The sequence below is a fragment of the Streptococcus sp. 2020WUSS089 genome (assembly GCF_044427405.1).
GTDB classification, from domain to species: domain Bacteria; phylum Bacillota; class Bacilli; order Lactobacillales; family Streptococcaceae; genus Streptococcus; species Streptococcus hashimotonensis.
In genome coordinates, this window is sequence record NZ_JAOTGD010000001.1 from 240,506 (window position 1) to 262,106 (window position 21,601).

The 21,601-nt window shown below is 41.4% G+C and carries 22 protein-coding genes; 7 read left to right on the forward strand and 15 right to left on the reverse strand.

The annotated features are described in order from the left end of the window. Positions 1–300 precede the first annotated feature (300 nt). From ODU46_RS01110 to ODU46_RS01120, 3 genes are all read right to left on the reverse strand, one after another. The gene (locus ODU46_RS01110) at positions 301–2,538 is read right to left on the reverse strand and encodes a DNA internalization-related competence protein ComEC/Rec2 (RefSeq protein WP_398579089.1); all 2,238 of its coding nucleotides are present in this window, start codon (positions 2,536–2,538) and stop codon (positions 301–303) included. Further along, positions 2,522–3,184 carry a helix-hairpin-helix domain-containing protein gene (locus ODU46_RS01115; protein WP_398579090.1) on the reverse strand — a complete coding sequence of 221 codons (663 nt, stop codon included), beginning with the start codon at positions 3,182–3,184 and terminating at the stop codon, positions 2,522–2,524. Before ODU46_RS01115 ends, ODU46_RS01110 begins: the two co-directional genes overlap by 17 nt. Positions 3,185–3,250: 66 nt before the next feature. Further along, positions 3,251–3,997, reverse strand: coding sequence for a 1-acyl-sn-glycerol-3-phosphate acyltransferase (locus tag ODU46_RS01120; protein ID WP_024407568.1), 747 nt, complete (start codon positions 3,995–3,997; stop codon positions 3,251–3,253). A 360-nt stretch (positions 3,998–4,357) separates the two neighbouring features. Between ODU46_RS01120 and ODU46_RS01125 the strand changes: the two genes are divergently transcribed. The 5 genes from ODU46_RS01125 (at position 4,358) to ODU46_RS01145 (ending at position 9,719) form a co-directional block, all read left to right on the forward strand. Continuing rightward, positions 4,358–5,803, forward strand: coding sequence for a UDP-N-acetylmuramoyl-L-alanyl-D-glutamate--L-lysine ligase (locus tag ODU46_RS01125; protein WP_398579091.1), 1,446 nt, complete (start codon positions 4,358–4,360; stop codon positions 5,801–5,803). A gap of 151 nt (positions 5,804–5,954) precedes the next feature. Continuing rightward, positions 5,955–6,740 carry an ABC transporter ATP-binding protein gene (locus tag ODU46_RS01130; protein WP_336372453.1) on the forward strand — a complete coding sequence of 262 codons (786 nt, stop codon included), beginning with the start codon at positions 5,955–5,957 and terminating at the stop codon, positions 6,738–6,740. A gap of 12 nt (positions 6,741–6,752) precedes the next feature. After that, entirely contained in the window at positions 6,753–7,682 is a 930-nt protein-coding gene (locus ODU46_RS01135; protein WP_398579092.1) for an ABC transporter substrate-binding protein, read from the forward strand. A gap of 13 nt (positions 7,683–7,695) precedes the next feature. After that, positions 7,696–8,721, forward strand: coding sequence for a FecCD family ABC transporter permease (locus tag ODU46_RS01140; RefSeq protein ID WP_398579093.1), 1,026 nt, complete (start codon positions 7,696–7,698; stop codon positions 8,719–8,721). Beyond that, positions 8,718–9,719 (forward strand): iron ABC transporter permease, encoded by a 1,002-nt coding sequence (locus ODU46_RS01145; RefSeq protein WP_053866960.1) that lies wholly within the window; start codon positions 8,718–8,720, stop codon positions 9,717–9,719. The genes ODU46_RS01140 and ODU46_RS01145 overlap by 4 nt, the downstream gene beginning before the upstream one ends. Before the next feature lie 198 nt (positions 9,720–9,917). Here the strand turns inward: ODU46_RS01145 and tnpA (ODU46_RS01150) are convergent, their stop codons facing one another. Then, on the reverse strand, positions 9,918–10,382 hold the full coding sequence (gene tnpA, locus ODU46_RS01150) for an IS200/IS605-like element ISSsu4 family transposase (RefSeq protein WP_029172398.1): 465 nt from the start codon (positions 10,380–10,382) through the stop codon (positions 9,918–9,920). Positions 10,383–10,634: 252 nt separating this feature from the next. Here tnpA (ODU46_RS01150) and tnpA (ODU46_RS01155) point away from each other — a divergent pair, with 252 nt between their 5' ends. After that, positions 10,635–11,108, forward strand: coding sequence for an IS200/IS605 family transposase (tnpA, locus tag ODU46_RS01155; protein ID WP_398579094.1), 474 nt, complete (start codon positions 10,635–10,637; stop codon positions 11,106–11,108). A gap of 131 nt (positions 11,109–11,239) precedes the next feature. Here the strand turns inward: tnpA (ODU46_RS01155) and ODU46_RS01160 are convergent, their stop codons facing one another. Together ODU46_RS01160 and ODU46_RS01165 are read right to left on the reverse strand one after the other, a co-directional pair. Beyond that, the gene (locus tag ODU46_RS01160) at positions 11,240–11,722 is read right to left on the reverse strand and encodes a glutathione peroxidase (RefSeq protein WP_398579095.1); all 483 of its coding nucleotides are present in this window, start codon (positions 11,720–11,722) and stop codon (positions 11,240–11,242) included. 13 nt (positions 11,723–11,735) lie between these two features. Next, positions 11,736–12,452 (reverse strand): pseudouridine synthase, encoded by a 717-nt coding sequence (locus ODU46_RS01165; RefSeq protein ID WP_398579096.1) that lies wholly within the window; start codon positions 12,450–12,452, stop codon positions 11,736–11,738. Positions 12,453–12,584: 132 nt separating this feature from the next. Here ODU46_RS01165 and ODU46_RS01170 point away from each other — a divergent pair, with 132 nt between their 5' ends. Beyond that, positions 12,585–13,547, forward strand: coding sequence for a glutathione S-transferase family protein (locus tag ODU46_RS01170; protein WP_398579097.1), 963 nt, complete (start codon positions 12,585–12,587; stop codon positions 13,545–13,547). A gap of 258 nt (positions 13,548–13,805) precedes the next feature. Here the strand turns inward: ODU46_RS01170 and dltD are convergent, their stop codons facing one another. The 9 genes from dltD to ODU46_RS01215 form a co-directional block, all read right to left on the reverse strand. Continuing rightward, positions 13,806–15,071, reverse strand: a complete 1,266-nt coding sequence (gene dltD / locus ODU46_RS01175) for a D-alanyl-lipoteichoic acid biosynthesis protein DltD (protein ID WP_398579098.1) — start codon at positions 15,069–15,071, stop codon at positions 13,806–13,808. After that, positions 15,064–15,303: a D-alanine--poly(phosphoribitol) ligase subunit DltC gene (dltC, locus tag ODU46_RS01180; protein ID WP_002937198.1), complete on the reverse strand. Its 240-nt coding sequence runs from the start codon at positions 15,301–15,303 to the stop codon at positions 15,064–15,066. Before dltC ends, dltD begins: the two co-directional genes overlap by 8 nt. A gap of 42 nt (positions 15,304–15,345) precedes the next feature. Further along, positions 15,346–16,587 (reverse strand): D-alanyl-lipoteichoic acid biosynthesis protein DltB, encoded by a 1,242-nt coding sequence (gene dltB / locus ODU46_RS01185; protein WP_398579099.1) that lies wholly within the window; start codon positions 16,585–16,587, stop codon positions 15,346–15,348. Then, positions 16,584–18,119, reverse strand: coding sequence for a D-alanine--poly(phosphoribitol) ligase subunit DltA (dltA, locus tag ODU46_RS01190; RefSeq protein WP_398579100.1), 1,536 nt, complete (start codon positions 18,117–18,119; stop codon positions 16,584–16,586). The genes dltB and dltA overlap by 4 nt, the downstream gene beginning before the upstream one ends. A 16-nt stretch (positions 18,120–18,135) precedes the next feature. After that, positions 18,136–18,261, reverse strand: a complete 126-nt coding sequence (dltX, locus tag ODU46_RS01195; RefSeq protein ID WP_002937209.1) for a teichoic acid D-Ala incorporation-associated protein DltX — start codon at positions 18,259–18,261, stop codon at positions 18,136–18,138. Between the two features lie 474 nt (positions 18,262–18,735). Beyond that, positions 18,736–19,083 (reverse strand): hypothetical protein, encoded by a 348-nt coding sequence (locus tag ODU46_RS01200; RefSeq protein WP_105119444.1) that lies wholly within the window; start codon positions 19,081–19,083, stop codon positions 18,736–18,738. 109 nt (positions 19,084–19,192) lie between these two features. After that, a complete protein-coding gene (locus tag ODU46_RS01205) occupies positions 19,193–19,537 on the reverse strand; it encodes an SSU0592/SSU0593 family protein (RefSeq protein ID WP_105119445.1) in 345 nt (114 codons plus the stop codon). 417 nt (positions 19,538–19,954) lie between these two features. After that, positions 19,955–20,299: an SSU0592/SSU0593 family protein gene (locus ODU46_RS01210; RefSeq protein ID WP_105119446.1), complete on the reverse strand. Its 345-nt coding sequence runs from the start codon at positions 20,297–20,299 to the stop codon at positions 19,955–19,957. Positions 20,300–20,759: 460 nt separating this feature from the next. Then, a complete protein-coding gene (locus ODU46_RS01215; protein ID WP_398579101.1) occupies positions 20,760–21,464 on the reverse strand; it encodes a glucosamine-6-phosphate deaminase in 705 nt (234 codons plus the stop codon). Positions 21,465–21,601 lie beyond the last annotated feature (137 nt).

Sequence of the window (21,601 nt, forward strand, 5' to 3'; positions counted from 1 at the left end):
TTTGAGCCAAATAAAAAATACACTACAATTATATAAGTAAAAAGAATGAAATGCAAAGAAAACGCTAGCAATCTCACCAAAACAAGAAAATGGGAGTGGGAAAGAACTCGACCAAGATAAAAAGAGTTCGTCTTCCCACCCCCGCATAGTTGATTAGGCCAGATTTGGAGTACAAAACACGAACAAATCTGCCAATCAACCACTGCGCTGAGATGTTGACACGAACTCTGAGTAGTGGTCCTGGGCTTTTTGCCCAGCCTCAACTAAACAAACCATAATTATATAGCTTACTACCAAAATCTACTCCCTCACCGTTTCAATCCTCCACTCCTTCCAACCTCGGAAGCGGATAGCTCCTTGCTGGTCGGTGCGATAGACTTGGATATTTCGACTGTCAAAGCGGTCCAAGGTTTCTTGGTGAGGGTGCTTGTAGCGGTTGTTTTCTCCTGCTGATACCAGGGCAATCTTGGCTCCGATATGGTCTAGAAATTCAGGATAGGAAGAACCTTGGGAGCCGTGGTGACCAGCTTTGAGGACATCAACAGGTAGCTGCGGATAGCTTTCTACCAAATCCAGCTCCCCTTGCTCCAAGTCCCCTGTAAAGAGGAAATTGGTTTCCAGCAAGCGACCGTAAAGGACAATGGAATCATTATTGCCACCGTCGCCTGTCCCGTCTGGATAGAGGACCTCCAGATAGGAGTCAAAAATCGGCAAGCGGTCGCCCACCGCCACCACATGAACAGGGACATTGATTGCTTTCAAGGTTGCTACAAAGTCAGGCACCGTCAGGCTTCCTGGCGACACGTAAATCCGACCAATCTGGACCTGCTTAGCCACTTCCAGCACATCGCCCACATGGTCCGCATCGGTATGGGTCAGGACCAAACTATCAATCCTGTCCACACCCCGACTATGCAGATAGGGAATCAAGGTCCGCTCTGCATTTGCCTGTGAAGACCGCTCCTGCCACTCCTCCTTGGCCGCAAAATCAACCCGACCGCCCACATCAATCAGAACCGTCCGCCCCCGCATATCCCGCAAAAAGATGCTGTCCCCCTGCCCGATGTCCACCACCGTCACCTCATTTTCCAGCGGGTGTTTGGTCGTGAAAAATAGCAGAGCGAGGACCAGGCTCAGTCCTAGGAACCATTTCTTTTTCCTGTGGAAATCGTAAAGTAAGAACAGGCTGACCAGCAAAAGCAAGAGAACCAGCCCAGACGGCTTGCCCAGTATCCAAGGCCGAAAGCCCAAATCCGCCACCCAGACAATGATTTTTTCCATAAAGACAAAAAATCCGTTGACCCAGGTTACCTTGACAACTGGCGACAGGAGAAAAATGACCGACAAGCCTGGCAAAAGCAGGACATCAAAGACAAAAGAAAAGGCGAAGGTCAGGAGAATGGACAAGGGCTGAAAGGCATAGAAATAGCTCATAAGCACCGGCAAAATTCCAAGAGAAATACTAAGACTTTCCACCGCAGCCTTTTTGACCTGCCCCAAGTCCTCAAAATCAAAGACCGTCAGCAAGAAAGCATAGGTAAAAGTCAGCATTCCTCCTGCTGTCAGTAAAAATCGGGGCAGCATCAGCAGACAGACAAAGACCGTCACCGCAAAATTATCCAACTTCCGCAAGCCCATATTGCCCAGAATTTTCTGGACCAGCGATCGCACCACTGACACCGAAAAGCCTGTCAAACCAGCATAGACAAGGGAGAAGGGAATCTGCAACTTATCCACCGTTTCCTTGGTCAAGCCCAAACGCAACAAAATCCAACGAAACTTATCGATGAAAAAGCCCACCTGCATACCCGACAGGGCGAAGAGATGAATGATACCCAGACTAGAATAGAGGTCGCTCATCTGGTCAAACTCGCTGTCCAAGTCCCCAAACAAGAGCCCTGTCATGTAGTGGCTCATGGGTGCTGGAAAATTGGTTTTGATATAGACCAAGGCCTGCCTCCGCCAGCTTGACAGCCAGTCAAAAACATTCCAAGACTGGACTGGGACAATCTTCTTGATTGCCGTAATCTTGACTGTCCAATAAATGCCCTGTGTTTTCAGGTAAGCCTGATAGTCAAAGCCCTTGAAATTCCGCTGACCAGCTGGCCGGCTGACTTCTGCTTCCACTTCTAGCTGGACCAAACCTGTCAGTTTTTGAAAATAAGCCTGCTCCTCCTGACTGGCTAATTTGTAGAAAACCTGATAGGTTTGTCCATCAGCCCGACCCCGAAAGGACAGGCTGTCCCCGTTAATATCAATGGTATCTGGAATGACCTGCACAGCCGTTACTTGCTCTGGGGCTGATTGGGCTGCCCGCTCCCATTGGACTTTCTGGCATCCGAAAAACAGACCACACAGGGCTAGAAGCGGCAGCGTTCTGAGGAAAACTGTCTTACCTTGCCGAAACCCAAAGACCAGCAACAACAAACTCAGCAGGCCTATTGTCAAGAGGGAAAAAGAATGGACTGCAAAGTAGGCCGCCACCGCCAAGATTGCCAGGTGAATGGGCTGGCAGGGGAGCTTACTCAACCGTGACATAAGGCCGGATGCTTTCCATGGTCTTGTCGCCGATGCCCGAAACATTGTTGAGGTCGTCCACCGACTTGAAGCCACCGTTGGCCTCACGGTAGGCAATAATGTCCGCTGCCCGCTTGGCACCGATGCCCGAAATGGTCTGCAGGTCAGCCTCGGTCGCCGCATTGAGATTGACTAGACTGGTGTTTTTTTCTTCTTGGGACATAGCAGAGCTGGCAGTCGTGCTGGCAACCACTGAGACATTTTCATCCTTGCTGGCCACATAGACCACCGCTTCGTCGCTGAGCTTCTGAGCCAGATTGATAGACTTGGGGTCTGCCTGACTGGTCAAGCCACCAGCTGCCTCCACCGCATCATTGACACGCGCACCAGCTTCTAAAGTGTAGAGTCCTGGCTTTGCTACCGCTCCTTTGACATCAACGACCAGCTGGCTGGGCTCCTCACTTACTTCTGTACTGGTTTCCTCGATCAACTCAGAGCTATTAGAAGTTTGCTCTAGCTGTGGAAAATCTGGTAGTCCTGTGTGATCAGACTTGGCTGGTTGGCTGAATATTAAGAATGTCGTCAGAAGCAAACCTGCAAGTGCTGGCAGAGCAATCTGCCACTTGTATTCTTTAAGCATTTCAATATAAGTTTTAATCGTATCCATAAATTACCTCCACCTATATAGTTCGCAAAAAATACAAAAAACCCGCAAGCTGCGAGTTTCATTTACTTATTTTTTATCCAACTGAGTACTTGGTTGCCAGAAGAAGCTGGCGATATAGCTAAAGGCATAGGTCAATCCCAAGATAAGAGCAACCAGCAAAAGAACTGGGATACGATAGATATAAGTCAAGATATTTGGCTTTTTCTTGGTTTGGAAGGATGCCGCATGGTCATCTAAGCGTTTGAACTCAGCCTCGATTCGGCTAGTTACTTCTGCTGTACCTGCATCATCCATACGCTTGATGTCCGAAACATCGATAGGATTTCCAAAAGCCACATCGATTCGCTCACCAGCTAAGAGCCCCTTGATAGTCATGGGACCCACATAGGTAGCTGGCATGAGTTTGACCTTGGCTGACTTGGCAATGACCGCCACACCACCTTTGAGCTCAGATGAATGACGGCTTCCTGAAGGAAACATGACCAGCGAACGGTCACTTTTTTTCAACATGTTAACTGGATACTTGATGGCTGCCATACCAGGATTTTCACGGTCAATCGGAAAGGCTCCACATTTTGAAATCCACCAGCCAAACCCACGGTCCTTGAAGAGTTCTTTTTTAGCCATAAAGATGAACTGCTTAGGAGCAGCTGCGTAGCCAAGAAAGACTGGATCCCAGAAGGTTTTGTGCGGAGCGATAAGAATATAATTTTCCTCCTGTGGCAAAATCTTCTCTCTATCATGATAGTGAATATTGCCATTGATGGCCCACAACAAGAATGTTAATAGTGTTCGTAGATAAGAATAAAACATAAACTTCTCCTTTTTCAATCCCTCCTATTATAGCACAAATTTGCGTCAGAACGAAATGTCACATGTAATCATTTTAACAATCAAAAAGCCTGTATTTATAGTCTTTTAGTTTACTTTTAGTACTCGCTCCAACTATCTGGGAGAAAGTTGGAGGTTGGAAATAAAGCGAACAAAGTTCGCGTCAGAAGCCGCAGGCATAACTGGAGTTAGGCAAGGCGAGTTCAAACACTCCAGTGGAGTGTTTGAAGTTGGAAATAAGGAAACAAAGTTTCTTCATTCGTCGAAGTAATAAAAGAAAAACTAAATGACGATACAAGGTCCCGACTTGTAAAAACCACTAGATAGGTTTACAATAGAAGCATGATTAAAATTGAACGTGTAGTAGACATCTTAAAAGCGGATGACAACTTCCGCCATATCAAACAAAATAACCAGACTGACAGCACGTGGACGGATGTCCAGTTTGATGCCCTCAGCTATGACAGCCGGACTGTTAGCCCAACAACCCTCTTTTTTGCCAAGGGTTTGGCTTTTAAGAAAGAATTTCTGGAAAAAGCTATCGAGGCTGGGCTGGCTTTTTACGTGTCTGAAATCGACTATGAGGTCGGCATTCCTGCTATCATCGTCCACGACATCAAGCAGGCTATGAGCCTGATTGCCATGGATTTTCATGGTCATCCCCAGAAACAGCTCAAACTCCTAGCCTTCACCGGCACCAAGGGTAAGACAACGGCGGCTTATTTTGCTTTTAACATCCTTAAACAGAGCAAGAAACCTGCCATGCTTTCGACCATGAACACCACGCTGGACGGCAAGACTTTCTTCAAGTCCACCTTGACCACGCCTGAAAGCCTGGATCTCTTTGCCATGATGGCGGAGGCGGTCCAAAACGGCATGACCCACTTGATTATGGAGGTGTCCAGCCAGGCTTATCTGGTCAAGCGGGTTTACGGGCTGATCTTTGATGTCGGCGTCTTCCTCAACATCAGCCCCGACCACATTGGCCCCATCGAGCACCCGACCTTTGAGGACTATTTCTACCACAAGCGGCTTTTGATGGACAATAGCAGAGCGGTTATTGTCAATGCTGGAATGGATCATTTTGAGGTGGTGAAAGACCAAGTCAGCTCCAAAGACCATGACTTTTATGGGCCGACTTCTGAAAACCAGATTAGCCAGTCAGCAGGTTTTGACTTCACAGCGACTGGCAAATTAGCTGGCCATTACGACATCCAGCTAATCGGTGGCTTCAACCAGGAAAATGCCATCGCAGCCGGACTGGCCTGTCTTCGCTTGGGGGCAAGTCTGGAAGATATTCACACAGGGATTGCCCAAGCCAATGTCCCTGGCCGTATGGAAGTCCTAACCCAGCAAAACAGGGCCAAGGTCTTCGTTGATTATGCCCACAACGGTGATAGTGTCAAGAAGCTAATTGATGTCGTCTTGGAACACCAGACAGGCAAGGTCATCTTGATTCTGGGAGCTCCTGGTAACAAGGGAGAAAGTCGCCGCAAGGACTTCGGTCTGCTACTCAATGACTATCCGCAGATTGAGGTAATCCTGACAGCTGATGACCCCAACCGTGAAGATCCAGCTGCTATTGCTGAACAAATCCGTGCCCACATGACCCGTCCAAGCGACTTTATCTTGGACCGGGAAGAAGCCATTCGCACAGCCATGAGCCTGACAAACTCTCCTAAGGATGCTGTCATCATCGCAGGCAAGGGGGCTGACGCCTACCAGATTGTCAATGGCGAAAAGGCCGCCTATGACGGTGATTTGGAAGTAGCAAAACAATATTTGTAACATAGGGTCCTTGTTCACAGACAAGGACTTTTTTATAACGATTCTCATTAAATTAAAATTTTCAGAAAACTCTTTGTTTTGGTAAATTTTTTTGATATAATACTGGTCGGAACAAATTATTAATGAATCATATTCTGGAAAGGAGGAGTTTGTGTCTTCTATTCAAGCGGAAAATATCCAAGTCTCTTACGACAATCGGATTATTATTGATGAATTATCAACAAGTATTCCAAAAGGAAATATAACGACGATCATTGGTGCCAATGGCTGTGGAAAATCGACCTTGCTTAAGGCGTTGACAAGGATTATCCCTGTTCAAGAAGGGGCTATCTATTTAGATGGACAAGCCATTTCACAACTGCCAACCAAAGAAGTCGCAAAAAAATTGGCCCTGCTCCCTCAGGTCTTAGAAGCGACTGAAGGGATTTCCGTCTATGAACTAGTCTCCTATGGTCGCTTTCCGCATCAAAATGGGCTGGGGCATCTCACTGATCAGGATAGAGAGAAAATCAACTGGGCCTTGGAGGTCACTCAGACCGCTCCCTACGCTAGGTTACCAGTTGATGATTTATCAGGTGGTCAGAGGCAACGTGTGTGGATTGCGATGGCACTTGCCCAAGATACGGATACCATTTTCTTAGATGAACCAACAACCTATCTTGATCTCAATCATCAATTGGAAGTCTTAGAACTTTTAAAAGAACTGAATCAAAGCCGACAGAAAACCATTGTGATGGTCCTTCACGATGTCAATTTATCAGCTCGATTTTCAGATTATATGATTGCCATGAAAGAGGGAGATATTCGCTACCATGGGTCTGTGTCCAATATTATGACAACTGAGATACTGAGGGACATTTTTAGCATTGACCCTCAATTGATGCAGGTTGCTGGTCAAGATTACCCTATTTTGCTAACTTACGATTTAAAAAAATAATAAGGAGAAAAAATGAAAAAGTTTTTAGCTATTTTTAGTTTATTTGTTGGGCTGGTTTTCTTAACAGCTTGTTCTACCTCTTCCTCTTCAACAGACGTAGAATTGTCTAGCATGCCAAAGATTGAAGGAATTACTTACCACGGTGACATTCCAAAAAATCCTAAAAAAGTTGTCAACTTTGCTTACTCTTACACAGGCTATCTCTTACAATTAGGAATTGATGTATCTAGCTATAGTCTAGATTTAGAAAAAAATAGTCCTGCATTTGGAGACAAACTAAAGGATGTTCCACAATTGACAACGGCAGATACAGAAGCGATTGCCGCACAAAAGCCAGATGTCATTCTAGTATTTGCTGGTGATGATAACTTAGAAACACTGAAAGAAATTGCTCCAGTTATTGAAATCACTTATGGAAAGAGTGACTACTTGAAAATGCTGACAGATATTGGTCAGATTTTTGGAAAAGAAAAGGAAGCACAAGCCTGGTTAGATCAATGGGATAAGAAAGTTGCTACTGCGAAAGAGGAATTGAAAGGATTGATTGATACAAGTTCAACATTTACCGTCATGGACTTCTTCGATAAGAACATCTTCCTTTATGGTAATAACTTTGGTCGTGGTGGAGAATTAATCTATCGCGCTCTCGGTTTTGTCGCTCCTGCAAAGGTTCAAGAAGACATCATCAATAAAGAAGGCTGGTTTGGGGTATCTCAAGAAGCTCTTCCAGAATATGTTGGCGACTATGTGCTTGTTAACGTCAATGATAAAACAAAAGAAGCAGCTGCCTCTCTCAAAGAAAGTGATATTTGGAAAAATCTACCTGCTGTAAAGAATGGTCACGTCATCGAGATAGACTATAACCTCTTCTACTTCTCCGATCCGATGTCTTTAGATTTACAAATTGACGCCTTTGTCTCAGCAATTCAAAAACTTCAGTAAAAGGACTGGATATATGAACAAACTAGCGAGTTCTCATTATCCCAAAACAAAGCCAAAGAATATTTGGCTTGTTTTTTTCATCATCTGTCTTTCTTTCATAGCTGGAGTCTATCTTAGTTTACGCTTTGGAGCTATTTCTTATAGCCACCAACAACTGATAGAAACCCTAAAGCATCCACTGACAGATTCTTCCGCTCAGGATGTTATCATCGATTTACGCCTGCCTAGAATGGTAGCCGCCATCTTGGTGGGAGCTGCCATGGCTCAAGCTGGGGCAATGATGCAAGGAATTACACGCAATCCGATTGCTGATCCTGGCTTATTAGGAATCAATGCTGGCGCAGGACTTGCTCTCATTGTTGCCTATGCTCTATTTGGTGGTTTGCACTACAGTCAAATTTTATTAATATGTTTACTGGGCTCCTGTCTGGCAGCTGGTCTAGTCTTTGGTCTAGCTTATCAGGTACAAAAAGGCTACAATCAACTACGGTTAATTTTATCTGGTGCCATGGTAGCAAGTCTATTTTCTGCTATTGGTCAGGCTATTACTATCTACTTTGGTTTATCAACTGCAGTGATTGGCTGGCAAGCAGGGGGATTGGTACAGGTAAACTGGAAGATGCTGGCCATCATCGCTCCTCTTATCATCATTGGTCTCATCCTTGCTCAACTCTTTTCACATCAGCTGACCATCCTGGGCCTCAACGAAACCATTGCTAAAAATCTAGGGCAACGAACCTTACTGATGACCTTGATTTTGTTGGGAATTGTCCTTCTACTCTCAGCTTCTGCGGTAGCTCTTGTGGGCTCACTTTCTTTTGTCGGGCTCATTATTCCTCACTTTATCCGCATGTTTACAGGGAAAAATTACAAGCTACTCTTGCCATTAACTGCCTTTGCAGGGGCTAGTTTCCTCATCTGGGTAGATTTGGTTTGCCGTTCTATCAATCCACCTGTTGAAACTCCCATTAGCGCAGTCATCAGTATCATTGGTCTCCCTTGCTTCCTATGGTTGATTAGAAAGGAGAAACACTTTTGATAAGACATCACAACTCTCTAAAAATATTCACATTCCTACTAATCCTTTTATTTGTCATTTTCCTACTTTCCTTATCTATCGGCTATAGCAATTCATCCTTTTCTGATCTCATTGACATCATGAGTGGTCGTGCCAGTTCATCGACTCTACTTATCATTGGGCGAATTCGCTTACCTAGAATAATCGCCTCCATTATCGGAGGGGCTTCTCTGGCTTTGGCTGGTTTGTTGCTACAAACTTTGACCCGCAATCCTCTGGCAGATTCTGGAATATTAGGAATCAACGCTGGAGCTGGTCTTGTTGTGGCATTATTTGTCGGTCTCTCTTCAAAAATCAGCCCTGTCTTATTGAGTCTCATGCCTCTATTTGCTATGATGGGCGGTGGATTAACCATTTTTCTAGTTTACTGGATTGCACGCAAGAAGCTGTACGGCATCCATCCTGCACGCTTAATTATCACGGGAGTTGGAATTTCGAGCATGTTATCTGGTATCATGGTTAGCATCATCAGCCAATTAGATGACTTTAAGATGGAATACATTGTCCAGTGGCTCAGTGGTCGAGTAAATGGTGGAGATTGGAAAACTATCGCAATCTATACTCCTCTTCTTCTCTTGATATGGCTGGCAACGTTTAGTCGAAGTCGCTCACTCAATATTATGAATCTAAACGACCAGACAGCCATGGCTTTGGGACTCCACTTACAGCGTGAAAGGCGGATTACCTTGGTATTGGCTACCGCCCTAGCCTCTCTTAGTGTCATTTTAGTTGGTAATATCACCTTCGTCGGTCTCATTGCTGGTCACATTGTGCGTAAATGGTTAGGAAATGACCATCGTGTCATCATTCCAGCTACTATGATAATAGGAAGCTTCATTCTACTTCTAGCGGATACCATAGGACGAGTACTACTTGTCGGAACAGGCATCCCAACCGGCATCATCGTCTCCCTTATCGGCGCCCCCTATTTTCTTTGGTTACTAAAACAAGAAGGCTAGATGACTCCAGCCTTCTTATTATTATGGCTTCGAGCCAGTTTTTCTCGTAGAGAAAAATCATGACCACCCGTCAAACGGGTGGTTTGAACAAGGGCTATAAGCCCACATCACCAGCCAGCGCCTAAAGACGCTGGCTTTCACTTTGTTCAAGCCTCACTGCTTTTGACTCGTCACTAGCCTCTTAAAGAGGCATTCGTACTACTTGCCATTATCCCTAAAGGGATCTTCATACTCTTTTACACTTAATTTATCAAGTGCTATATCATGTTTTTCCTGTTCTTGTATATATTTCTTAATTGTGGCTTCATTAAGTCCAACCGTACTTACATAATATCCCTCTGCCCAGAAATGACGATTGCCAAATTTATATTTGAGATTGGCGTGTTTATCAAACATCATAAGAGCACTCTTACCTTTTAAATAACCCATAAAGCTTGATACACTTAATCTCGGAGGAATACTGACTAACATATGAACATGATCCGGCATCAGATGTCCTTCGATAATTTCTACGCCTTTATAACTACACAAACGTCGGAATATTTCTCCCAAACTACTTCGATATTGATTATAGATGATTTTTCGTCTATACTTAGGGGTGAAGACAATGTGGTACTTACACAACCACTTTGTATGTGATAAACTATGTGCCTTTTGTGCCATACTTTTCTCCTCTCGCTTTACAATGGCTTGAACACCTTTATTGTATCGCGTTTGGAGTTTTTTGGTATAACCTTCGTCGCGCACCCGCATAGCGGGTGGTTTATTTGTCACGCACCTTACGGAGCGTGACGGACTAAAAGTCACATAACAAGAAAACCACCAGCTATGCTGGTGGCTGACAAGGCTTTGAGCTTCCATTTCTTTTTCCTGATATAATCTAATTGTTCAGGTTAGATAAAGGAGGAAAAAGAAATGGCTAAAACCAGTTACAGTTTATCACATACCAAATGGATGTGCAAATATCACATAGTTTTCACACCTAAGTACCGTAGAAAATCCATTTACTATAAAATAAGGCAAGACTTAATTGATATTTTCCGTCATCTATGTCGATACAAAGGCGTGGAAATCATTGAGGGACACATGATGCCAGACCATGTTCATATGCTTGTCTTGATACCCCCAAAACTTTCGATTTCCGATTTTATGGGATATTTGAAAAGTAAAAGTGCTCTAATGATATTTGATAAACACGCTAATTTGAAATATAAGTATGGAAATCGAAAGTTTTGGGCTAGAGGCTACTATGTTAGTATCGTTGGGCTGAACGAAAAGACAGTTGCGAAATACATTCGCGAGCAGGAGAAAAATGACATTGCACTTGATAAATTGAGTGTCAAAGAGTATGAAGATCCATTTTCAGATGGCAGTTTTAGAACAAGATAAAAGCCCGTTGTTACGGGCATTAGTCAAGTAATTATAGCACTAACCTGAACGAAGTTCAGCGAACGTCTTTAGACGTCGCTGGAGAGAAACGGCTTATAGCCGGTGTACAAGCCACCCGTTTTCACGGGTGGTTATGACTTTTCTAGGTAAAGTTCAATATCCTCTTTAAGTTTTAATGGACTAGTCGTTGGTAAATAGCGTTTGACCACACGCCCTTGTCTATCCACCAAAAACTTGGTAAAATTCCACTCGATTCGACCTCCTAATAAGGTCGATTTTTCTTTCTTAAGATAGCGATATAGCGGACTAGCTTCAGATCCATTCACAGCAATTTTAGCAAAACGAGGAAAAGTTGTTCCATAAGTTAAACTGCAGGTCTGATTGATTTCTTCAGCAGAACCGGGAGCCTGATTTAAAAATTGATTGCAAGGAAAATCGAGCACGACAAAACCTTTGTCTTTATAGCAATTATATAACTCCTGTAGTTCCTTGTATTGAGGTGCCAACCCACAACCTGGCGCCGTATTGACAATCAAAAGCACCTGTCCTTGATAATCAGCCATGGACTGGTCTGTACCATCTTGTTTTTGTACTGTAAAATTATAAATGCTCATTATATATCCTACTCTAGTCAAAATAAGTGAATAAATGTTCCAATTCATTTGGAGTGAGTTGTCTGTATGCACCTCGTTCCAAATCCCCCAGCTCAAAACCTCCAAAGGAAATCCGCTTGAGATAAGTGACCTTGACACCGTAGGCTAAAAACATCTTTTTGACCTGATGAAACTTACCTTCTGCCAGCTTGATGGTCGCTCTGCTATGGTCCAAAGAAGCCTCCAAGACAGTCAAATCTGCGGGCTGGCAACGAGTGCCGTCCAAAAAGGTAACACCTGAAGCAAAAAATGTCGGGGCATCTGGACCCAAGGGGCCGTTAACCTCCACATAGTAAACCTTGTCCACATGGTGGCTGGGATGGAGCATACGATAACCGAGCGGACCATTGTTGGTAATGAGGACTAGGCCCTCGGTATCCCTGTCCAGGCGACCGACGGGGTAGAGACCTTCCCTACTGTCTCGCGAAGAAATCAAGTCGATGACTGTCTGATGCTCCTGGTCTGTCACAGCAGAAACGACTCCTGCTGGTTTGTTGAGTAAATAGTAGACCGAGCCTTTTAGCTCGATTTTTCGCCCTGCCACCTGAATCTCTTGGAGTTCTGGGTCAACAATCTGGCTTAGGCTTTGAGCTGCTTGTCCGTTAATCTTGATTTGCTGGGCTTTGAAAAGTTTTTTAACTTGCTTGCGCGAGCCAATCTGAGCCGCCTCCATACATTTGTCTAATCTCATGGGACTATTGTATCACAAATCATATGGCTTGACTCTTTTTAAAAAACCTTTACAATACTAGTTAGTGATATATTTTTTTACAAAGGAAATCCATAATGGAATTTCCTATTTTTTCAGTAAGGGAGAAAATTCATGGGACTTTTACAAGATGGTAAATGGGTGGATCAATGGTATGACACCAAGTCAACAGGCGGTAAATTTGTCCGTACTGTCACGCAATTTCGCAACTGGATTACACCTGATGGACAAGCAGGACCGACAGGTGAGGGTGGTTTTAAGGCTGAATCTGGACGTTACCATCTCTACATTTCTTTGGCCTGTCCTTGGGCCAGTCGGACCTTAATCATGCGAAAATTGAAGGGTCTGGAAGACCATATTTCCTTGTCTGTCGTCCATCCCCTCATGTTAGAAAATGGCTGGACTTTCGCGGACGGACCTGGTGTTATCAAGGATTCCCTCTTTAACAGCGACTATCTTTATCAAGTTTACTTGAAAGCAGACCCAAATTACACTGGCCGTGTGACCGTTCCTGTCCTTTGGGACAAAGAAACAAATACCATCGTCAGCAATGAATCTGCTGAAATCATGCGCATGTTTAACTCTGCTTTTAATGATATTACTGGAAATTACGATGACTACTATCCAGCAAACCTGCAAGCGGAGATTGATGCCATGAATGACTTTGTCTATCCAAACATCAACAATGGCGTCTACAAGGCTGGATTTTCAACCAACCAGGCAGTCTATGAAAAAGAGGTCAAGAACCTTTTTGCCGCCTTGGATAAATTGGAAAAGCATTTGGCAGACAAGGACTATCTGGTGGGCAATCAATTAACGGAAGCAGACCTTCGTCTCTTTACTACATTAGTGCGGTTTGATCCAGTTTACTTTGGGCATTTTAAGTGCAATATCAAGGCCTTGGTTGATTATCCAAACCTATGGAACTATACCAAACGTCTTTACAATCATGCTGGTATTGCAGAAACGGTGGACTTCGACCATATCAAACAACACTACTACGGTAGCCATAAGACCATTAACCCAACAGGTATTGTCCCAGTCGGCCCTGACTTGGACTGGACACTTGAAAACTAAAGGCAAGTAGGTTTTACTAAATTCCTCAAACTTTAGCCTCCGATTCCACTTAATTCCTAGAAGTCTATTTAACTCCTGCAAATCTGGACTCTCTTGTAACCTATAGTAATTATCTTGTAGACGTGTCGCCTTCGTACGTTTTAAGCCTCTTTCACTTCTCTCTGGACTAAAAACAAGTTTTTCTCGGGATTCGTACAAAAAAAGCAAGGAGACTTCCTAATTCAAAGCCTTCTTGCTTTTTATTATAACTGTATCTAACTATTTCAAAAATAAGTTTAAATCTCCCTTATATGCAGCCCATTCGGAAGTCAAAAATTCTTTTTTTAACTGATAATGAACAGGTGCCTGTTGTTCTGTCAAGAATGGGTGGATATACTTATCGAGCTCCAGCCAGCCTTGCCAACCGATGTGGATCGTATCTTGCATAAAATAATCTATCCCCCCCTGCTCCGACAAATCAGCAATATGATTGAAACCTTGACTGGTCAACTGGTACTTAATCTTTGCTACTGTTGCCCGATACATATCTTTATTGAGACCAGTGTAGTTCATCCAACGTTCATTAACCGGGGGAATTACAAATAGTACATCGGTCTGATGTTTAGCAAATTCATTCAAAACCAGCTGAAAATCATTGTACTCCGGTGATTGCAGATAAGATATTTTTGTCTGGGATTGTTTGAGTTTTTTGATTTTTGACTGAAGACGATTTCTATAAAACCTATCATCAATTTGGAAATCATTTGATTGAGTAGAACGACTCCCGTCCTCATTAGCCACTTTACTCAAGCGGTCATAGGAAAAAGTCTCTGGAAGTTTCATCGCTTCCGTTTCTACCAATCCTAAATTACTACCAGAATCAGCAAAGCGACTAAATAAGGCATCTTGCTTTTCTAATAAATAGGCTTGCCAGGTCAACTGCTCTCTATCCCATTTCGACAATTCCTTACCACTAGCTACTTTTTGAAACATTCCTGTCAAACTACAGTCTGATTTAAGCTCTAAGAAACGCTTTGCTACATATCTATCATAGTCATCCCCAGCACTTGTTTGCAGAAAATGAGTGGCTTGATCACTACTAAAATATTGTTCAAATGCCTTGGATGATGCCCCTTTGGGTGAAAACCATTGAGGAGAAACAACATAGATAGCCTGACTATTTTTTAAATGTGCCCCAATCTGTTGCATGCCAAAATATTGTGTCAGCGAAGCTGCACCACGTTGTCCTAACAAATAGGGAGTATACTCTCTCTGATAGGCATCTGCCAACACTGACGGATGCATACTATCAAAACGTGACCATTCACTTGACCCAAAGAAAGGAACAAAACGATGATTTTTGTCTCCCAGAGCCCTATTTTTCTTATATTTGCTCTTAAAACTAATATAAGACAATGCTACTGCATCTTGTTTTTCTTCTTTGAAATTTGGCCGAGAAGAACTCGGGAAAAACAACAAGGTGAGAATAACTAAAAACGTTGCACAAATCACAGGCCCAAAAATCTGCCACAATTGCTTACGCATGCATCAACTCCACAACACCAGAAATGATTTTGTTAGCTGTATTCCAATCTTCACGACCAAACTCTGAAACTGGAACTGTAATATTAAAACGACTTTCTAACTCCACAATAAGTTCTACAGTACCCATACTATCTAAAACACCCGCATCAAATAGGTCTTCATCCATCATTTCAGATACATCTTCCATAAATAATTCTTCGATAATATTCAATATTGTTTCTTTTACATCCATTTTATATTCCTTTCTACGATTCATACAATCGTTACCTATTGTCTACTTGAACCACAATTTATCTAAAAATCCTGAAAATATCAAGAAAGAGAACATGACCGTATGGAAGGTCACAAACATACCAGCGAAACTCGTCCAACGATTATCGGGCAGTGGTTCTTGCCCAGCTTTTTTTCGAGCTAAATTAATTGATTTCTTCTTACGAATCCAAGCATCATTGATGATCAACCCCAAAGCATGAAAGAGACCATATGCAATATAATACCATGTTACACCATGCCACAAGCCCATCAAGAGCATATTTAGCAGATAGGCAACATTAGATACCGTATTTCGATTTTTGAAAACCTTATGTTTCAACAAAGTCTTAACCAGACGCATGAAGACGAAATCACGGAACCAAAAAGATAAGCTGATATGCCATCGATTCCAAAATTCCTTAAGATCACGCGATTTGAACGGTTGATCAAAGTTAATTGGGCATCGAATACCCATAAGATTGGAAATACCTATGGAAAACATGGAATAGCCTGCAAAGTCAAAGAATAATTCAAAACCATAGAGATACATAACTCCAATAGTAGGTAAGTTAAACCATCCACCTTGATCCAAGGCTACTGCCTTTAAAGGCTCCAGTAAAGTATGCCCGATAAAATAGGCTAGAATAAACTTATATAAGAAGCCCATCATAATATAATGCACAGTCTGATCGAGCATATTTAATAACTCAGTTCGCTCTGGAATTTGTTTGTAATCTTCCGTAAACCGTCTATAACGATCAATAGGACCACTCGAAATAGTTGGCATAAATAGCAAAAATCGCAAAAAACTTCCCAAACTAAATTCCGTTAGTAAACCGTCCCGCATTTCAATCACCATTCCGACCGACCGAAACGTTAAATAAGAAATACCTAAAAAACCGAAAATTGCCCCATGCTGACTAAAAGTCGGTGCCAACTTTACCCAAGTCAACGGAAAAACAGCTAAACACACGATTATATAGAAGACCCAGCTTCGATTTGCCCGTTGACGATAATGCTTGTAGAAAAAAATCAACATTGTCTGCCAAATAATATAGGCCAATAAAGACAGCAACTGCATTGTCTTTGTACCTGTAAACATCAAGACAATGAAGGCTAAACTAACACCTGTTTCATACAAGGGGAAACGTTTTTTAAAAAAGAGTCCTATAAAAATTGGTACTAGCGCCAAGACTAGATAGAAAAAGTACAATGGATTTCCATAAGGCTCTAACTGAGGTAGCTGTTTGAAAAACTCCATCATTGAGCATTCACCTCAGCGATCAACCCCTTAATATCAATCTTCCCATTTGCAGTCAAAGGAAGACTGTCTCGATAAATAAACTTCGAAGGCATCATATAATCCATCATCCGTTCTTTTAACTCCTGCTTGATAACCTTGGTTAACTCCAACTCTCGATCGAACTGCTCCATAATCCCTGCTTTAGGAACAACATAAGCTAACAGATTTTGCACTTTATGGTCAGCATTATAACGTGGAACAGCCACCGCAGCCTCAATGTAGGTCGATTTATTTAAGTGTTGGGCAACTTCTTCCAACTCGATACGATAACCATTATATTTAATTTGGAAATCCATACGTCCGCCATAGAGTAACAGACCTTCATCTGTCATTACACCCAAATCCCCAGTATGATAGGCCTGTAAGCCGTCAAACTGGAAAAATGCCGCCTCGGTTCTCTCAGGATTATTCAAATACCCTTTAGAGACAGCAGGACCTGATACAACAATTTCTCCCTGTTGACCATTCGATACTACTTGACCATCCTCATCCAAAATAAAAGTTGGCGAGTCTGGTTTGGTATAACCAATCGGCAAACGTTTATAATTCACCAGCATCTCATCAGTGATGGCAACTGCTGATAAGGCGACTGTAGCTTCGGTCGGTCCATAAGCATTAACAATCACAGCTTTTGGAAAACGTTCGCGGAGCTTCTGAGCTGTTTTTACAGTTAACTCCTCTCCGTCAAAATAGAAATGCGTCAAATCTGGTAAATGTTCCCCATCAAACTCACGAGATAGCAAAGCCATATCTACAAATGATGGTGTCGAAGTCCAAATCTTAAATGGCAAAGTTTGAATAGCTGCAAATAAGGTCTTAAAATCCAAAGTCAACTCTTTCGGTAGAGCAAATAAGGTCCCACCAAGGGCAAGCGTCGGAGCCCAATACATAACCGACAAGTCAAACGAATAGGAAGGTTGAGCCAACATTTGTGGTCGCTCTGGTAGCGCAAACTCCTTATCCCTTATCATCCAGTTAGTAAAGCTGAGCAAATTGTCATGCGAAATTTGCACCCCTTTTGGTTTACCCGTCGTCCCAGAAGTGAAGATAATATAGTAGGTATCATCTCCGCTTACAGGATGCATCAACTGATAAGTCGATTTCTTCTCAAAAATGGCTTCAACTTCAGACAAACCAAGCACTGGCAAACTTGTCTCTAGCGAAAAGTCTACTACCGCAAACACCAAACTCGGCTCTGCTATTTCCAGAATGGCTTCAATCCGATCCAAAGCAGAATGACTATCTACAGGGATATACGGATGACCAGCCTTGGTTAAAGCAACAAAGATTGCCAACATCTGGTACTCCTGTCCGCCAAAAACAAGGACAGGAGAGTTTGCTGGTAAATCCAAACTATCAATATGGGCTGCTAAAGAATCTGAATCTGCCTTTAAATCCCCATAACTATACAACTGTCCTAGATAATGGTAGACAGGGTAGTCAGGATTTTCTGTTGCAAAATGCTCTACCCGCTCTAACATGCTGCTAATCATTTTTATACTCTCCTCCTTAAAACTCATTATAGATAAATCCTCCCTGTCCAATGTCTAAATAACTATACAGATACAAAAGTAGTAACAATATAAAAAAATAGAACAGGGTTCTACAGATAAATCGTACAACTGGATGTTGCATGTTCTATCTCCTTCCATCTCTTATTTCTGCGAATTGCTTTAAATACAATGTCTAGTCAATCTTGACTTACTTCGAACTCATTCCATTCATTAACTGATTAATTTTAAATCAACCCATATTTTACCATAATTTTGTCAATTTATTTCTTTTTTCACTAAAAAATACAAGAATATACCTGTTATACAAAGACTGTATTTTTTATCAATGCAATAAAAAAAGTTTAGAACAATTACAATATCCTAAACTTTTCACTCTTTAATTTATCTAAGAAAAATTACAACCGAGACTCAAGAAATATGGAATTCGTGTCAATATCTCATCCGCAAAAAATGTTAGGTCTATTACATAATTTCTTGCACAATCTCTAATTTAGATGCCTAGATCTCTCCAATATTTCATACGCTTTTCATTTGAATAAAAGCTCACATGAATCACTGTTCTCTATCCATATGAAGTCAATAAAAAATAGAAATCTTAGCTAAAAATATTTTTGACAAAAGTTGTAAAACGATTCCAAAGATCCCAAAACCATGAAGAGTTTTCAGGAGTCTTTGGCTGTTGTGTTTTAACTGTTCCAATAATACTTATCTCTTGATTTTTGAACTTGGTATTTTCAAATTTAGCTTGTATCTTAATATTATTTGGATTTCTATCTCCAATCGCTTTTTGAAGCTGCTCATCCGTAATCGGTTTGTGTTTTCCTGCTACAGTCTGATCAGCAGTTACTTTCTCCTCAGCATGCACCGTTGTCCCAATAACAGAGGTAACTGCAAGAGTTGTAATGAGTGTTAAAGCTACTAGTTTTGAATTAGCTCGTTTCATGAAACGTCTCCTTTTACAAAGTAGTAGTTTTTTTAATATGAAGGTTTATAAATTAATTGTGCTAAATATTACAAGATTATGAACATTTGAATAACACTTTAATTATTGACTACTTAAATCCAAATAATCTTTGTATACCGAAACCTTCACGAAATCTTTTGAAAAACAGTTTAACTTTGTCCCAAAATTTCCAATACCAAGACTCGTTCAAATTATTTGGATTAGTATTTTGATTACTAATAGATTTCACCACGATTCCTTCATTTTCAATGAAATTAGATGAAGATTCCAATTTCATAAACACTCCTTCGCTCATTGGTTTCAGTTCTCCAGATGAAGTGACATGGTAATCTTTTGCACCAGCGGTTACGCCACCTGCAGTGCTCATCAGAAGAGCAAGAGCCATAGCACACAGACCAACTTTATAACTACGTTTTGTTACAATACGTTTCATTTTTGAAATGTCTCCTTTATACAATATTCGCCCTTTTTTTAGACAATGTAGTGCCAGTATAGCACAAAAAAATAACGTAAATCCCAACTTTAGAGAAAGATTAGATAAAAAACCATTAAATTCCAAAAAATAAAAATATTAATATAAAAATCAGGAAATAGGATACGATCCGTTCAAGAGAACCTTGTCTCGAATAAGCGAAACAATAAAAAAAGAATATCTCTAAAAAATTTAAAACCCTCTATTTTCACAGAGGGCATACTATTTTGAGTTATATTATTAAAGCTATGAATGTATAGATGAAAAAGATTTTTAAGAGGGTAATATATAGAAAATTAAAAATTTAAGAAAGATTAATGAAGGTATGAAGGATTTGCAAATTTAATTGACTAAATATTACAAGATTATAACTCTATGTTATTTACTAACTTTGAGCCCAGTTAGTCCCACAGAACAACATAATGCATTCCAGAATGTTTTTACACCACCCCAAAATGAACCAAACCATGATTTTTGTACAGAAGGGGCTACTTGAGGCATAGGTGAGTTGATAAGTTCTAAATTACTAACCTCTCCTTCATTGAAAGTCTGGTTTGATTCTTTCAATTTTAGAAGTACATCACCACGTTGTACGAAGCCAGCCGGTGACTCAAGGCGCTGATCTGCATTTACAACTGCACCACCTGCAGTAGTCATCAGCAATGCAAGTGCCATAGCGCATGCGCCAACTCTATAATTACGTTTTGTTACAATATGTTTCATGATGAAACATCTCCTTTGTATAGATATTTGCTTCCTCCTATCGGAAACGTAGTAACAGTATAGAACAAAAAAATAACTCAAAAACCAACTTTAAAAAAAGATTATATAAAAACCAGAAAACTACCTGAAAAAATGAAAACGTTATACAAAACGTAGAGAAAATGATACTGTTTCGCTCATTTCACTTGTCCCTATCAATTTTCAACATGATAAAGGATAGCAATATCTCTTGTTGAAAGTTTCTCTCACATCCAACTTTATGTTATAATCCATTCAATATATAACAACTGATATGGATTATCAGAATAGCAAAAGGCATGCCCTTAAAAATATAAGTTACATGCCTTTTCACAATTTTTGTCAAATTCATAATGGAAAAAGAACCTAGATTCATTCAGAAATTATACTTATTGTACTGTTACAACCAACTTTATGTCTAAGAATAATCGTTTACAACATACTACACTAATTTACTCGCTGCGGCTTGGTCGAGGATAAGAACGACATCGTCATGGTTTTGGAGGACGCTTGCTGGGACATCTTCTGTCACAGGACCTTCCACAGTCGCCTTAATGGCGTCAGCTTTTTCCTGACCATAAGCCATGAGGACAATGGTCTTGGCTACCATAATATTGGCGATGCCCATTGAGATAGCTTGTTTTGGTACATCTTCTGGATTGTCAAAGAAGCGTGCATTGGCTTCAATGGTTGATGGCGCCAATTCAACCAGATGGGTCTGACCATCAAATGGAGCACCTGGTTCGTTGAAACCGATATGGCCGTTGCGACCGATACCCAAAATTTGGAAATCAACTGGATGTTCAGCCAGAATTTTATTGTAACGTTCTGTTTCAGCAGCTACATCTGTCGCCAAACCATTCGGTAAATAAGATTGTTTAAACGGTTTATCATTGAAAAGATTTTCCTTCATAAAATGGATATAGGATTGGTCGCTCTCCTCACCTAAACCAACATACTCATCTAAGTTTACAGATGTCACATCCGAAAAGTCTAAATCCGACTCACGAATCAATCTGTAAAATTCTAACGGACTGGAGCCTGTTGCCAGACCTAATACCTTGGCACCTCCGTTCAATTTTTCTCTCAAAATGTCTAATGCTACATTTGCTCCTTCAACTTGATTGTTTACTACATGAATTTTCATAGCGCACCTCTTTGGTCTATACCATTTATTGTTTTTCTTTATTATATGGTATAGACCAATTTTTGTCAAGAATTTATACTTATAAAGTATTACATCAACACGAATAATTTTAATTCTCTTCCCATCCATCAAGACTT